Origin of the sequence: Ferruginibacter sp., from assembly GCF_031430955.1 — a bacterium.
Lineage (GTDB): Bacteria > Bacteroidota > Bacteroidia > Chitinophagales > Chitinophagaceae > Ferruginibacter.
In genome coordinates, this window is sequence record NZ_JANPCM010000498.1 from 1 (window position 1) to 2066 (window position 2066).

3 protein-coding genes are annotated in these 2066 nt (G+C 39.6%); 1 reads left to right on the forward strand and 2 read right to left on the reverse strand.

What is annotated here, in order from left to right:
• A partial coding sequence (locus ACY65O_RS13860) for a hypothetical protein (RefSeq protein ID WP_462221453.1) occupies positions 1–457 on the forward strand: 457 nt, incomplete at its 5' end.
• 8 nt (positions 458–465) lie between these two features.
• On the opposite strand, the gene ACY65O_RS13865 is transcribed toward ACY65O_RS13860, so the two are convergent.
• Complete coding sequence (locus ACY65O_RS13865) at positions 466–1209, reverse strand: ParA family protein (RefSeq protein WP_462221454.1); 744 nt, start codon at positions 1207–1209, stop codon at positions 466–468.
• Positions 1210–1405: 196 nt separating this feature from the next.
• Positions 1406–2066, reverse strand: a 661-nt coding sequence (gene ypfJ / locus ACY65O_RS13870; RefSeq protein ID WP_462221455.1) for a KPN_02809 family neutral zinc metallopeptidase, incomplete at its 5' end; no start/stop codon positions are given.

Below are 2066 nucleotides of genomic sequence, written 5' to 3' on the forward strand. Positions count from 1 at the left end.
CAGCAGCCTGGCTTTTAAAAAGTTTTTATCGGTGGCACAGCAATCTAACAGTTATGCAAATTGTAATAATGGTATATCAAGAGTAATTGCTTACAACGCCGTTGGTGCAGGCGGCTCTTCTGTAACTAAAATTGATATAACCATGCTTAAAGCCAACCTTGCTGTAAACGGGGCATGGACGGATACTATTGTAAACCCTGCCGGCCAGCAGGTTTTATACACCAGTACTTTACAAGAAAAAGGTGTAAGCCGCACCGTAAACGGAAAAGTTTTTGCAGATGTAATGCATGTTTATGTAGAAACAGGTATTGATATACCCGGCTTTGGTTTTTTTCTTACCAATACCTCTGATTATTATTATGCAAAAGGCGTAGGTTTAATAGAAGCAATAATTGAAGACCCATCCAGCGGCACTGTATTGCAGCACCGGGCAATAAAAGCCTATTTTATCCCGTAATTTTTTTATTATTCCAGCACACCTTCTTTAATTTCTGTCCACAGCTCACGGTAACATTTAGCCGCATAACTGCTGTTGGCAAATTCCATTATGGGAGCTTTGTGTATACCCATTTTTTCCACATCGGATAAATAAGGGATATAGTTTTGAAAAAAGCGTTTGTCTTTGTACAACTCTTCCATTATTTCGTTATGCATGTTTTTACGCAAATCGGCCATGGTAAAAAAGCACATCATCTTGCTGATGTCTAATTCTTTTTCTTTAAAATAATCTTTTACCATATTATAAGTACGGATAGATAAAGTGGTGGGAATAACAGGCATCAGCACAATATCTGCTGCATTAAAAATATTTTCGCTCAGGGCGCTAAACCCCGGGGGGCAATCAATAAAAACAAAATCGTATTCTTTTTCTAATTGTTTTAACACGCCTTTCAAACGGTTTTTGTTGCCTTTCATTTCTTCCAGCATAATATCAAAACTCCTGGTATTGCTGTCGGCAGGTATTACATCTAAAAGTTCAAAATCGGTACTCATTATGGCGCTTTCCAAATCGGCATCTTTGGTAATTAATTTTTTAATGCCTGGGTGCGTTTTGGGTTTTGCTTTATAATAAAAAGAAGAGGAACCCTGTGGGTCAATATCCCACAGCAGGGTTTTAAAACCATCGGCAGCAGCTAAGTAAGCAAAGTTTACACAGCTGGCGGTTTTACCCACGCCGCCTTTAAGATTGTAGAGCGCAATTGTTGTCATGATTTATGTTTTAACTAACGGGGTAGTAAGATAGCAATTTTTTTAAGAAATACAAGCTTTCAAAAAAAAGCCAGGTGCTGTAAACTTTTGTTGATTAAAATAAAATCACTTTATTATTTATGTGGAATAAAATACTCAATTATAAAGTTAACCGGCGATATTTTGCAGCGAAAAGCTACTGTGAAAGCAATAATTTTTACAGGTCGGCGGCATTAAAAGTATCGCCCTGGCTGATGTCGCCGGTTTGGTAACCTTTTTTAAACCAATACATCCGCTGTGCCGAAGTACCATGTGTAAAAGCATCAGGTACAATTTCACCTGTAGCTTGTTTTTGCAGGCGGTCGTCACCAATAGCATTAGCAGCATTAAGTGCCTCTTCAATATCGCCTTTGTCCAGGATATTCTTCATCTTTTCTTCGTAATGGGCCCACACACCTGCATAAAAATCGGCTTGCAATTCCATCATTACCGAATAGCGGTTGGCTTCTGCCTCGCCGGATTGCTGGCGTATTCTTGCCATCTTTTCGGCAGTACCATTAAGATTTTGAATGTGGTGGCCAACTTCATGTGCCACAACATAAGCCATAGCAAAATCGCCGGGAGCATTAAAACGGGTTTGCAGTTCCTGGTAAAAAGAAAGATCAATGTATAATTTATTATCTGACGGGCAATAAAATGGCCCGGAGGCGGAGCTGGCATTGCCGCAGGCAGAAGCTACACCATCACGGAATAAAACAAGGGTTGGCTCCATGTATTGTTTGCCGTTATCAGCAAAAATTTTATGCCATACATCTTCTGTTTCGGCCAATACAACTTTTACAAATTGCGCCCTGTCATCATCAGCTTTTTGCTCTTCG